The organism is Novosphingobium sp. RL4 (genome assembly GCF_035658495.1).
In the GTDB taxonomy this organism is placed as follows: domain Bacteria; phylum Pseudomonadota; class Alphaproteobacteria; order Sphingomonadales; family Sphingomonadaceae; genus Novosphingobium.
Genome location: NZ_CP141944.1, coordinates 2,434,836 through 2,444,506, shown reverse-complemented (window position 1 = coordinate 2,444,506; position 9,671 = coordinate 2,434,836). Strand labels below are relative to the sequence as shown.

The window sequence follows — 9,671 nt, the reverse complement described above, 5'->3', positions numbered from 1 at the left end:
GACAATTACCGCTTTTGGGGAACGGCATGCTGCAAATTATTGGCTGGCTTGGGTGCCTATATCTCGTGGTGAAGGCCTTGGAAATCATTGCGAACCCGGCATATCGCGATGCCAATGGCATGATGAATACCGCAGCTATATGGGCGTCTCTGTTAGCGTGCTTCGGGGCTATAGGGTTCGCTCTATGGCTGGCGGCGCAAGGTGGCGCCTTCCCACAGAAGTCGAGCGCCGAACGAGCTTCCGATGAGCTTTCAGCGTCAATCATTCGTCAGTGCATTGAGTTGGCTAAGACGCCAGAAGATGCAGCGAAATGCGGCAAGTGGTAATTGGAGCGGCCCTAGTGCCGCTCCACAGCAATCATTTTGTCGGCGTTTGGGCCCCTGGGATCGATTCAGGCTTCACTTCTGCAGGCTGAGGCACCTGAATGATGATAGGAGGCTGCGGCTCAGGCTCGATCGTCGATGGCTTGAACGGCGGTGCCGGGGTGCCCGGCTTGGCAATCTGGAAGGTGAACGGGTACTTCTGGCCGTTCCAGTCCACGATCATGGTGACCCGCGCCGGCAGCTTAGGCAACTTCACCTTGTTGAAAACGATCTTCCCTGCGTAGCTCTCGTGAGGATCCACGGTGCTCATCTGGATGATCTGATCGCCCAAGTCGTTCAGCGTGCGATCAAGCTGGTTCTGGATCGATGCGATTCCGTAGGCAGTACCGCCAGCAATCGCAACAGCTTGTATCTGACCAGCGGTGCTAGGCGCGCTGTAGGTGTAGTGATAGGCCCCACGCGGCGTGTAAAGGGTGCTGCGATAGTGATCGCGCTGTGATGCTGCAGCAGCAGCGCCAAGGCCACCTGCAAGCGCAAGGCCAACGGTTGCCCAGGTCGCGCGGTTCTTCGCCTTGCGTTCCAGTTCGTCCACGGACAGCGCGGCGACGGTTACACCCTCGGAAGTGAGCGAGAAGCTGCCGACATCCACATTCGCGCTCTGGCTGGCGTCGTTATAGACCGCGACATTGAAAGCTAGGCTACCGTGGTCCATCGGCGCGGGCCTGACCTGCACCGAGCCGGATTCCGAGAAGATATCGACGGTCGCAGAGCCGTGATCGTATCGGATGTGTTCGTCAGCCTGCTGGATCGGCTGAACAATGATCTTCGGTGCAGCTAGTGCTTGCGTGCTGATCGCCACGGCAATCAGCGACGCAACGATGCGCGCAGCTTGATTCATAATTCCCCCGTTTCGGATGATTCGCCCAATTCGACCGATACGTGGAATCGCTTAATTCTCCGTGATCGAGATCACACTGTGGCGCCTACGAGAAATTGGCTGTCCGGTGCGCCTCCACAAACCGCCGCAGTCTTTCGGGATCAGCTACCGAGCGCCCATCTTCGCCCGGCGCCGCATGCGCCTCGTTATGAGCCTCCAGCGCCTCGAAATATCCTGAGAGGGATAGTCGCTCCCAATCCAGATGCATGCCGCCGCAGTTGGCGATCAGCTGTCCTTTTCGGAGGGGCTGGGGGCCAGCGGCTCCTCCCCCGCGCCGTCCGCTTTTTTTAGGTCGATGCCGACGATCGCTGCATGAAGGATGGTCCAGGCGATATGGAGGCTTTCGACCAGCGGGCGCGCAGGGAAGGTGTAGGTATCGACGAGATTGATCTGCCCCCTTCTGAGTGGCCCAAAATCTGTTTTAGATTTGGCCACGAAGGAGGACTTGAATGGCGAGGAAGCACAAGCCGGAAGAGATCATCGGCAAGCTGCGTGAAGCGGAGATCGTGCTGGCGCAGGGCGGAACGGTGGCGGATGCGTGTCGCCGGATCGGCGTCACCGAGCAGAGCTACTACCGCTGGCGCAAGGAGTATGGCGGCCTGAAGATGGACCAGGCTCGGCGCATGAAAGAGCTTGAGAAGGAAAACGCCCGGTTGCGGCGGGCGGTGTCAGATCTGACGCTGGACAAGTTGATCCTACAGGAGGCCTCGCGGGGAAACTTCTGAGCCCCGCGCGCCGCAGGCGCTGTATCGATCATATCCGGGGCATGATGCCGGTGTCCGAGCGGCGGGTCTGCCGCGTGCTCGGGCAACATCGATCGACGCAGCGCAAAACGCCGCGTGGGGCGGATGACGAAGCAGCCCTGACCGAGGATATCATCGCGCTTGCCCGGCAGTATGGCCGCTATGGCTATCGCCGGGTGACGGCCTTGCTGCGCGATGCCGGTTGGCATGTGAACCGCAAACGGGTGGAGCGCATCTGGCGCCGTGAAGGGCTCAAGGTGCCGCAGAAGCAACCGAAGCGTGGAAGGCTCTGGCTCAACGACGGATCATGTATCCGCCTGCGACCGGAATATCCGGGCCATGTGTGGTCTTACGACTTCGTCGAGGGACGCACACATGATGGCCGCAAGTTCCGCATCCTGTCGATCATCGACGAGGCCAGCCGCGAGTGCCTCGCCTTACCCATCGCGCGACGGCTGCGCAGCGAGGACGTGCTGGCGGCTCTCGCCGAGTTGTTCGTCACACGGGGGCCGCCGGCGCACATACGGTCAGACAATGGCCCTGAATTTATCGCCAATGCCGTGCAGCAATGGCTGGCGAAGATCGGCGTGAAAACGCTCTACATTACACCCGGCAGCCCATGGGAAAATGGCTACTGTGAGTCCTTCAACGGCTCGATGCGTGATGAGCTCTTGAACGGGGAGATCTTCTACACCTTGGCCGAGGCGAAGATCCTGATCGAGGCCTGGCGGCGGCACTACAACACCGTCAGGCCTCATAGTTCGCTGGGGTATCGACCGCCGGCCCCGGAGACGGCGACGGCGCCATGGCTGCCCTCCGGTTCCGCTACGCTGCACCTACGGCCAGCCATGGCGCCGGAGGCAATCTTACACTAACAAACAACCCGGACCACTCGGTGGGGGCCGGTCAAGATTGCGAGCAGTGTTCGGCCCGACTTCGATTTCAGTCCCGTCGACCAAGCCAGAGTTACCGCCGATAAGCCCGAGGCGAATTGTTTCACGGATCTCCGTGACCATGGCCGTACCGCCACCCATGTAGACGGGATCGTCGCCGACCGTGCCGAGCCCGGCGCCCATCGCATCGTACATGGCAAAAACCGACTTGCCGCCGCATTTGCGCTCAAGCTCAACCACATGGGGCAGGGCGAGCCAGAACGAATAGCGACCGTCGGCGAAATCGAGTTCGACCCGAGTGTCCGGCATTACGGCGCGACGGTCCAGACCAGCAGGCCTTCGCCTTCAAGGGTGACCTCGGTCGTGCCGCTGTCGCCGTCCTGCGCATAGGCCTGGTTGCGGGTCGTCAGGATCGCGGTGCCGGAATAGGTGCCCATCAGCTCGCCGCCGTCGGTGCCGTCGTCCTTGTAGAGTTCGACGTCGTAGATCTTCCGCACGCCAAAAGCGTCGGTCCACTCGGTTTCGAGGTCGATGTTGTCGTTGCCTGAGCCGGTGACCTGCCACGAGGAGCCGGTGACGCGCAGCTTGCGGGTGCCGGGACGGTTCGGCTTGGCGCAGTCGCGGCGATAGCGCTCGCTGGTCTGGGCGGTGCGGTTGATGTTGACGCCTTCGATACCGCAGAGCAGCGTGAAGACAGCCGGCGGACCGGCGGCGGTCTGAATTTTGATGAGGGCGAAGTCGGCGCTATTCGGCTCGGACACGGCAAATCTCCAGCGTGGTTTGCTGGAGCATGGCGCGGATCAGTCTTCGCCCTTACCGCCCTCTATGGTGTGGAACCGGGCGCGGGCACGGTCGGCGTTCCAGTCCGACAGTTCCGGTGTGGCTGCCTCGACGATCAACGCCTTGAGCGCGTGGGCCGCTTCCTCGTCGCCGTCGCGCGACAGCCTATCGGCCGCCTCGATGATGTCGTCAGGATCGACGGCCTCTGAGCGGATCATCTGTGTGAGGAAGGCGCGCAGCATGCGCTCGGCGAGGGGCTGGTCCATTCCGGCCAGCGTATCAGCCCTGGAAGGCGCGCGCCACCACAGATGCAATGCCGTGCCAAGCTTCCGCCTCTGCGCCATCGCGCATCAGGCGGGACGAGCGGACAATGAAGCGATAGCGCCGCCCTTCCACGGTGAAGGCATGATTGTGGACCGCCTCCACCACCGCGCTGTTCAGGCGTCCCGCGTGGTCCTTGGCCGTCTCTATCATCACCCCGGCCTGATCGTCATCGACGTATCGTGGCTTGGCGAAGCTGTGCAGCATGAAGCTGATCTCGGCGCGGGCGGTGCAGCCGCGCCCGGCCGGGATCGACTGCGTTCCGTCTAGGCGGACAAACGGCCATTCCGGCGCTTCGGCGACGGGATCGATCGATGTCTTTGCCACTATGTCCAGCAGCGCGGCATTTGCCTTCAGGCTGATGACGGCGGCGCGCTCAGTCGGTCGCAGCAGGTCGCTTGGCACGCGGTTTTTCCTCCTTCTTCAATGCGCCGGCCTTCCTGGCGGCGGTGACAACGGCATCCGTCACCTCGATCTCGACGTTGGGCGGATAGCGCGCCTCGCGGTTGTTCCCCAGCGGGTACCGGAACTCACGAGCGAAGGTCACCGTCTGCATTACGAATCTCCTGACTTGCTCTGGCGCACGACGTTATCGACGGCGCGGCGAACGAGCTGTTCGACCTCTTTCCTTTTAGCGTCACGGGCAGGGGCCATGTACGGCCGGGCGGCCATTTTCGATGTGCCGAACTCCAGATCACCCGCGTAGGGCGCGTTGCTGCTGACCTCGACGACAAGCGGGGCCGTCTGGTTTGTCTCGATGTTCCCGGCCAGCGTCCCGGTGTCGTTGTTCGGTGCCTGACCGGGCGCCGAAGGTACGTGCTTCTTCCCGCTGACCGCTCCGGCGGTGATGCTGATTTGCGCCTCGACCTGGATCATTTCACCGGCGGCAAACAGGGCCTTTCCGACCTCGCGGACCATCTTCTCCCCTGATAGCTTCTTGAGGCGGTTTGCGTGGGCCTTGGCGCCTATGAGCCGAGACTTAGGCACGGCGACCGCGCCCGACCCACCCGGCGGCGGCAGTGTCCCGCTCGATCAGCTCGACCGACCAAATGCCAGCATGCGGCCCGTCGGTGATCTGAATGCGGGCCTCGGTGTTCAAGGTGCCTTCCAGCGTGTCAGCCAGGACGATGAAGGCGATATCGGTGTCCACGTAACCCTCGGCTTCGCGCATGCGCTGGGTGGCCGTGTCGATCTGCGCTTGGCAGGGGCGATAGGCGACACCGCCGGGCGTGATGATGGTGTTGCCGTCGTCATAGACCGGAGCGACCTGCTCGATCGCGCGCGCAGGCCAATACGGCCCACCGAACAGCGAGGAGAAGCCAAGGCCGATCTCAGCGAAGGCGGCCGGAAGGTCCATCAGCAGGGCGTCCCGGTGAAGCCGACCAAGCGCGGTCCGCCGAACAGACGGCGCTGGATCTCGGCGAACTGCTGGCCCCAGACGGTGGACTGATACCCGCCCTTCGAGCGCTGGGCGACGACGCTATCCGAAAGGGTTGCGCTGAAGGTTCCGCTCTTGAAGCTAGTCGCGCCGGTAGCCGCGAGCGTGCCGACCCCTGCGGCCAAGCCCACGCCATTCAGGGCAAGCAGGTGCGCCGTGAGCAGCTCGGTCGCGCTCTGCTGCTGATCGCCATAGTTCTCATCGACGCGGCCCTCCGCTTCCGAAGCCCAGATGGCATACGACTCCTCGGTGAGGGTCGAGAAGGCGGTGTACTTGGCCTTGAAGGTGGCGAGGGGAAGGTGGGCGTAGGGCATATGGTCCTCACGAAAAGGGCCGCCGCCCGGTTGAGCAGCGGCCCCGTTTCATTGGTCGCGAATTGGTCAGACGGTGGGCTTGGCCAAGGTCTTCTTTTCCTCGACCAGTTCGACATCCAGACCCTCGATCTCGCCCAGCGGCTCCAGTACTTCGACAGAGGCGCTTTCACCCGGCTCGACCAGCTTCACGCCCTGCGGCGTCTGGAAGGCCTTCGCGCGGAAGTCGTTGTTCTTGACCTTGTACTTCATGGCTTACGTCCTCGTGCCGCGTGCGATGAGATCGGGCCGCTGGTTGAAGTACAGCGGGTAGCTGTAGAGTTCGCCACGCGACCATGCTGCGCGCTGGAGGTCAGGGATGTTCAGGGCGTAGATGTCCTGGCCCGGCGTGTTGACGTAGGGACCGAACTCGGCCGGAGCCATCGCCTTCTTGAACACGTCCTGCGCGCCGACGGGGAAGAAGATGGCATTGTCGACGCCGACAGCGACGGTCGAATTATCGTCGGTGCCCTGGTAGTTGTGCCAGGTGATGCCGCCGTACTCGAAATCGCCGAAGCTGTTGTTGCCGCGTAGGTCAGCGGCGGCCGACCAGTTCAGGTAGGTCTCACGGACCTGCGGGTGGTTGATGAGCGCGTCATAGAACGCATCGCCGACCAGCGCGTGCACCTTCGTCGCCGGGGTGAAGGCGCCCTTGGACGCGCGCTTCATCGAGCGGATGATCTGAGCGCACTTGCCGCGAACGTCGGTCGTGTCGACGTTCAGCGCGAAGCTGACTGCGGAAGGCTGGGTCACGCCGAAGGCCGTGTAGTAGTTGTAGATGACGGTGCTGCCGTCAGCGTCGAGCAGCAGGCCTTGCAGCGCGCCGAGGCGGTGGAACTCGTGGGTCAGCTCCATATCGTTGCGGATGCGCTGCATGCGACGCAGGTACTCGCCCTGAACCGACTGAAGTTCCGTCTGCGAACCGAAGGCGCGGATGCCCTGAACCTCTTCCGCGTAGATCGTGAAGCCCTTGGCGAGGCGCGTGGTCTTGAGCGGCACGGCATCGCGATTGTCGCGCACCAGCTCGGCGGGCGGCGCACCGACTGGCGACGAGGGGATCAGTGCGAGAGTTGCGCCCCGGCGATCAACCCAGATGTCGCGGGTGTTGACCGGCATTGCGTCGAACAGGCCAAGCTGTCCGAGAAGCTGCGGGTTGAAGTCCATCTTGTCGACCGCGCCGGTGAGCGAGGTCATCGAGAAGGCCGACGAGTTGAAGACGTCCATTCCAGCCATTTTCGGCCCCTTTATCGAACGATGATGCCGAGCGCGGCGAGGGCCGCGTTGGCGGTTGCGATGGCTGCGGCGTCAGCGCCCGCCGAATAGGTGAGGTGAGCACCCACCACCTGCGCGGCGCGCGAGACGATGGTGCGCTTGGCCGTGCCGACGACGCCCTCGAAAAGGATGCCCGCCACAGTCTGCGAACCATCCGACGCACCGGGCGCATAACGGACGAAATTTCCGCCTGCGGTCAGCTTGCCCAGCAGCGTGCCAGCGACGAGGCCGGGGGCTGCGCCGCCTGCGACCGTAACCTGGTCGCGAGAGCGATACATGCCCTGCGCCTCCGAGATCAGGAATCCAGCGGTGTGGATGCCCTCGGTGAGAGTTGCCATGGCTTAGGCTCCCTTCTTGATGGCCACACCGGCCGACTGGAATACGTTGTCGTTCCACGCCGCTGCGCCGTCCGACATGTTAATGGGCGAGCCGAGCGGCTGCACACCGTTGTCCTCGACCTTCGCGTCCTTGGTCAGGACGGCGAACGAGGCGGCGATCTGGTCTGCGGTCCAGCCCTTGGCCGCGTCACCCATCTGCTTCGAGACGGTGGCCGACATGATGGCGGCTTCGTCCATCTCGTCGGTGACGGTGATTCCGAGGGTCTTGGCCTTGTCGGCGACGATGATCAGCGCCTTGCCTGCGTCGCGCAGCTGGGCCGGGGTCGGCTTGGCATCCTTCACCTGCTGTTCGAGCGTGGTGATCTTCGCGTCCTTGGTCTGACTTTCGGCCGTCAGGGTGGCGACCTGCGTTTCCAGGCCTGCGACCTTGCCATTGGCGGCGTCACGGGCGGCGAGGAGGGTGGCAATGTTCGCGGCGGCGGTGTCCGCATTGCTCACATCGACGGACAGCCCGTCGATAAGTACGATCTTCGGCACAGGGCTCTCCTGAGTGAGTGAATCGAGAATGTTGGAGGGAAGGGCGTCGCAGACGGCGAACCCGTCCTTGATGGCGCACTCGGAACCGGCGCGGCCGCGATCGACGAGCGCAACGTGGTTGCCGGTGATGGACTTCTGGCGGGCCTGGCACTTGGTGCCGTCTGGTGCCGTGAAGTCGCCGAATTCGAGGTCGCTGCTGTAGCCGTTGCTCAGCTCGCGCTTGCCGCCGTCGACCTTGGCAATGGCCTCGGCGTCGGTCAGCAGCAGGTCGAAGGCGAGGTAATCGCCGTCGCGCATCGCGCCCATGATCGTGCCGCGCGCGTGGTCACGCCAGTTGGTGGTCGTGACGGGGGCGGCGGGGTGATCGTCGGTGATCGGCTTGCCGATGAAACTGCGGACGGACTTCTCGTCGAAGACGGTGCCGTCGTCGCGGAGCACGTTGACAAGGGCGGTATCGCGCAGGCCGTGCTTATTCTCGGGATCTACCTCGGGCCCGCCATACTGGTAGACGCCGGCGCGGGCCGCGCGTGCGCGAACGGCCATGGCGCCGCCTTCGATCCGGCGCGGGGCATCAAGGGTGAGGGCGTCCCGAAATTGCATAGACGGGACGATATTGGTTGCGGAAAGTCGGGTTTACCGCCGTCAAACTTTGAGTAAGCTGATTGTTCCAAAAGGAGAACAATATGAGTGAAGCGATTCAGCCTGGCGACGTTGTGCAAATGAAGTCGGGTGGCAATTTGATGACCGTCTCGAAGATCGACGGTAATTCCGCAAACGTTTATTGGATGCTTGAGGGCGAGATCAAGTGGGGCTCGGTTGCCCTTGTCGTCCTGGATAAGATTGCGCGTTAATCGAACGCCACCACCGCCTGAGATCTGCACCCGCAATAGGGCAGCCTACCCGGCAGGTCCTGCGGAGCCGTCTCATCGGTGTATTCTTTCCCATCCCGCGCCTGGTGATCCGCGCGCGGGTGGGCCTTCCGGCTATGCCGCCAGATCCATGTGTCGATACCTGCTTCCCGCCGCCGCTCCTCCGCTAGCGCGCTGGTCAGCTTGTTTAGCTGGTCCGAGGCAATGCGCGTCGCCCGGCTGCGGCTCATGCCTACGCTGTCCCGGATGGTCTTCGCCACTTCGCGCGCCGGGGTCCGGTTGCGCAGCCCGTCGAACACGGCGTTGCTGATCTTCTGGCGGGTCACGTCGGACACGTCCTTGATCAGGGCGACGTTCCACTCGATCGAGGTTTCCAGGCTGGCGCGCACGTCACCGGCGCCGATCATGGTTTCGAGGTCCACGCCGGTGGCCGATAGGACCGCGCCTCGCCACTTGCCGCGGAACCACTGCTCCGTTCGAAGGGCCCAGTCGCGCACCTCTGGCGTGAGCAGCAGCACAAGCCGGTTGATCTGCTCGGCAGCGCCGTCGATCTCGGCGCGTATGTCGGCGGGGGCGTCCGTCGTCATCTCGGACACGGTGGCGGCATAGGCGGCGATGATGCGTTCTGCACCGGCTGCCCACCCTTGAATCACAGGGTTATACACAGCCCGAAACAGGTTCGTCGCAAGCGTTCCCGGAGGATCGATGTCCCGCAGGACGATCGAGCGCTTGCGCATCCCCGGTTTGGCCCGGCGCGCCATGGCTGCGAGATCATACGTCATTGCATGCTGCTCCGGCATACGCTATATTGCGTGCTTCCACGGGTCGTTTCGGACGTGTGTTTGAGGCTCGCTTCATCAAACCCCGTGG

General features: G+C 63.3%; 18 protein-coding genes. 3 read left to right on the top strand and 15 right to left on the bottom strand.

Annotation, left to right across the window (positions count from 1 at the left end; all coding sequences use genetic code 11):
• Positions 1 to 26 precede the first annotated feature (26 nt).
• On the top strand, positions 27 to 326 hold the full coding sequence (locus tag U9J33_RS11960; RefSeq protein WP_054436295.1) for a hypothetical protein: 300 nt from the start codon (positions 27 to 29) through the stop codon (positions 324 to 326).
• A 31-nt stretch (positions 327 to 357) separates the two neighbouring features.
• Here U9J33_RS11960 and U9J33_RS11955 read toward each other — a convergent pair whose 3' ends face one another.
• Positions 358 to 1,221 carry a hypothetical protein gene (locus U9J33_RS11955; protein WP_054436294.1) on the bottom strand — a complete coding sequence of 288 codons (864 nt, stop codon included), beginning with the start codon at positions 1,219 to 1,221 and terminating at the stop codon, positions 358 to 360.
• A 264-nt stretch (positions 1,222 to 1,485) separates the two neighbouring features.
• Positions 1,486 to 1,695 (bottom strand): hypothetical protein, encoded by a 210-nt coding sequence (locus U9J33_RS11950; RefSeq protein ID WP_324695527.1) that lies wholly within the window; start codon positions 1,693 to 1,695, stop codon positions 1,486 to 1,488.
• 14 nt (positions 1,696 to 1,709) lie between these two features.
• On the opposite strand from U9J33_RS11950, the gene U9J33_RS11945 reads away from it, so the two are divergent.
• A protein-coding gene (locus U9J33_RS11945; protein WP_292637164.1) for an IS3 family transposase occupies positions 1,710 to 2,878 on the top strand; the annotation gives its coding sequence in 2 pieces (ribosomal slippage) (positions 1,710 to 1,971 and positions 1,971 to 2,878; 1,170 coding nt in all).
• On the opposite strand, the gene U9J33_RS11940 is transcribed toward U9J33_RS11945, so the two are convergent.
• The 12 genes from U9J33_RS11940 to U9J33_RS11885 form a co-directional block, all read right to left on the bottom strand.
• Positions 2,870 to 3,205, bottom strand: a complete 336-nt coding sequence (locus tag U9J33_RS11940; RefSeq protein WP_324695525.1) for a GTA-gp10 family protein — start codon at positions 3,203 to 3,205, stop codon at positions 2,870 to 2,872. The two genes, U9J33_RS11945 and U9J33_RS11940, sit on opposite strands and share 9 nt — an antisense overlap.
• The gene (locus tag U9J33_RS11935; protein WP_324695522.1) at positions 3,205 to 3,657 is read right to left on the bottom strand and encodes a hypothetical protein; all 453 of its coding nucleotides are present in this window, start codon (positions 3,655 to 3,657) and stop codon (positions 3,205 to 3,207) included. The genes U9J33_RS11940 and U9J33_RS11935 overlap by 1 nt, the downstream gene beginning before the upstream one ends.
• Positions 3,658 to 3,696: 39 nt before the next feature.
• Positions 3,697 to 3,942 carry a hypothetical protein gene (locus U9J33_RS11930; RefSeq protein WP_324695520.1) on the bottom strand — a complete coding sequence of 82 codons (246 nt, stop codon included), beginning with the start codon at positions 3,940 to 3,942 and terminating at the stop codon, positions 3,697 to 3,699.
• A 13-nt stretch (positions 3,943 to 3,955) separates the two neighbouring features.
• Complete coding sequence (gene gp17, locus U9J33_RS11925) at positions 3,956 to 4,402, bottom strand: tail completion protein gp17 (protein WP_324695518.1); 447 nt, start codon at positions 4,400 to 4,402, stop codon at positions 3,956 to 3,958.
• A complete protein-coding gene (locus U9J33_RS11920; protein ID WP_054436290.1) occupies positions 4,374 to 4,553 on the bottom strand; it encodes a hypothetical protein in 180 nt (59 codons plus the stop codon). Before U9J33_RS11920 ends, gp17 begins: the two co-directional genes overlap by 29 nt.
• The gene (locus tag U9J33_RS11915) at positions 4,553 to 4,984 is read right to left on the bottom strand and encodes an HK97-gp10 family putative phage morphogenesis protein (protein ID WP_082370240.1); all 432 of its coding nucleotides are present in this window, start codon (positions 4,982 to 4,984) and stop codon (positions 4,553 to 4,555) included. Before U9J33_RS11915 ends, U9J33_RS11920 begins: the two co-directional genes overlap by 1 nt.
• Complete coding sequence (locus tag U9J33_RS11910; RefSeq protein WP_324695512.1) at positions 4,977 to 5,354, bottom strand: hypothetical protein; 378 nt, start codon at positions 5,352 to 5,354, stop codon at positions 4,977 to 4,979. Before U9J33_RS11910 ends, U9J33_RS11915 begins: the two co-directional genes overlap by 8 nt.
• A complete protein-coding gene (locus U9J33_RS11905; RefSeq protein WP_324695510.1) occupies positions 5,354 to 5,749 on the bottom strand; it encodes a DUF4054 domain-containing protein in 396 nt (131 codons plus the stop codon). The genes U9J33_RS11910 and U9J33_RS11905 overlap by 1 nt, the downstream gene beginning before the upstream one ends.
• Positions 5,750 to 5,815: 66 nt before the next feature.
• Positions 5,816 to 5,998: a hypothetical protein gene (locus tag U9J33_RS11900; RefSeq protein WP_324695507.1), complete on the bottom strand. Its 183-nt coding sequence runs from the start codon at positions 5,996 to 5,998 to the stop codon at positions 5,816 to 5,818.
• 3 nt (positions 5,999 to 6,001) lie between these two features.
• Positions 6,002 to 7,018, bottom strand: a complete 1,017-nt coding sequence (locus U9J33_RS11895; RefSeq protein WP_324695505.1) for a major capsid protein — start codon at positions 7,016 to 7,018, stop codon at positions 6,002 to 6,004.
• A gap of 11 nt (positions 7,019 to 7,029) precedes the next feature.
• Positions 7,030 to 7,395 carry a head decoration protein gene (locus U9J33_RS11890; RefSeq protein ID WP_324695503.1) on the bottom strand — a complete coding sequence of 122 codons (366 nt, stop codon included), beginning with the start codon at positions 7,393 to 7,395 and terminating at the stop codon, positions 7,030 to 7,032.
• A gap of 3 nt (positions 7,396 to 7,398) precedes the next feature.
• Positions 7,399 to 8,475, bottom strand: a complete 1,077-nt coding sequence (locus U9J33_RS11885) for a DUF2213 domain-containing protein (protein WP_324695501.1) — start codon at positions 8,473 to 8,475, stop codon at positions 7,399 to 7,401.
• A 140-nt stretch (positions 8,476 to 8,615) separates the two neighbouring features.
• Here U9J33_RS11885 and U9J33_RS11880 point away from each other — a divergent pair, with 140 nt between their 5' ends.
• Entirely contained in the window at positions 8,616 to 8,783 is a 168-nt protein-coding gene (locus U9J33_RS11880) for a DUF2158 domain-containing protein (RefSeq protein WP_324695499.1), read from the top strand.
• On the opposite strand, the gene U9J33_RS11875 is transcribed toward U9J33_RS11880, so the two are convergent.
• A complete protein-coding gene (locus U9J33_RS11875; protein WP_324695497.1) occupies positions 8,780 to 9,583 on the bottom strand; it encodes a phage minor head protein in 804 nt (267 codons plus the stop codon). The two genes, U9J33_RS11880 and U9J33_RS11875, sit on opposite strands and share 4 nt — an antisense overlap.
• Positions 9,584 to 9,671: the final 88 nt, after the last annotated feature.

Coding starts and splice junctions, on each gene's coding strand:
- U9J33_RS11920 (WP_054436290.1), bottom strand. CDS start 4,553: ATGCAGACGGTGACCTTCGCTCGTGAGTTCCGGTACCCGCTGGGGAAC.
- U9J33_RS11885 (WP_324695501.1), bottom strand. CDS start 8,475: ATGGCCGTTCGCGCACGCGCGGCCCGCGCCGGCGTCTACCAGTATGGC.
- U9J33_RS11930 (WP_324695520.1), bottom strand. CDS start 3,942: ATGGACCAGCCCCTCGCCGAGCGCATGCTGCGCGCCTTCCTCACACAG.
- U9J33_RS11905 (WP_324695510.1), bottom strand. CDS start 5,749: ATGCCCTACGCCCACCTTCCCCTCGCCACCTTCAAGGCCAAGTACACC.
- U9J33_RS11900 (WP_324695507.1), bottom strand. CDS start 5,998: ATGAAGTACAAGGTCAAGAACAACGACTTCCGCGCGAAGGCCTTCCAG.
- U9J33_RS11960 (WP_054436295.1), top strand. CDS start 27: ATGCTGCAAATTATTGGCTGGCTTGGGTGCCTATATCTCGTGGTGAAG.
- U9J33_RS11890 (WP_324695503.1), bottom strand. CDS start 7,395: ATGGCAACTCTCACCGAGGGCATCCACACCGCTGGATTCCTGATCTCG.
- U9J33_RS11955 (WP_054436294.1), bottom strand. CDS start 1,221: ATGAATCAAGCTGCGCGCATCGTTGCGTCGCTGATTGCCGTGGCGATC.
- U9J33_RS11940 (WP_324695525.1), bottom strand. CDS start 3,205: ATGCCGGACACTCGGGTCGAACTCGATTTCGCCGACGGTCGCTATTCG.
- U9J33_RS11910 (WP_324695512.1), bottom strand. CDS start 5,354: ATGGACCTTCCGGCCGCCTTCGCTGAGATCGGCCTTGGCTTCTCCTCG.
- U9J33_RS11895 (WP_324695505.1), bottom strand. CDS start 7,018: ATGGCTGGAATGGACGTCTTCAACTCGTCGGCCTTCTCGATGACCTCG.
- U9J33_RS11880 (WP_324695499.1), top strand. CDS start 8,616: ATGAGTGAAGCGATTCAGCCTGGCGACGTTGTGCAAATGAAGTCGGGT.
- U9J33_RS11875 (WP_324695497.1), bottom strand. CDS start 9,583: ATGACGTATGATCTCGCAGCCATGGCGCGCCGGGCCAAACCGGGGATG.